Source organism: Pseudonocardia sp. SID8383, from assembly GCF_009864975.1.
In the GTDB taxonomy this organism is placed as follows: domain Bacteria; phylum Actinomycetota; class Actinomycetes; order Mycobacteriales; family Pseudonocardiaceae; genus Pseudonocardia; species Pseudonocardia alni.
On the sequence record NZ_WWFY01000745.1, the window covers coordinates 1 to 203 of the forward strand.

The window sequence follows — 203 nt, forward strand, 5'->3', positions numbered from 1 at the left end:
CCGCCCTGCACGCCCAGGCGGGCCTGCTCGGCTGGAGCGCCCGCACCGTCACCACCGTCGACGACGCGCGCGCCGCCGTCGCCGCCTTCACCGAGGCCGACGTGCTGGTGCTGCTCGACCACGACCCGGCCTTCGACGCGGCCCTGCTCGACGGCCTCGCCCACGGTCGCGGGTTCCTCGGGGCGCTCGGGTCGCGGCGCACC

Annotated in this window: 1 pseudogene; it reads left to right on the forward strand. The window is 78.8% G+C overall.

Annotated elements, in window-relative coordinates:
* Positions 1-203: pseudogene (locus tag GTW08_RS17760) on the forward strand (hypothetical protein); the annotation flags it as partial.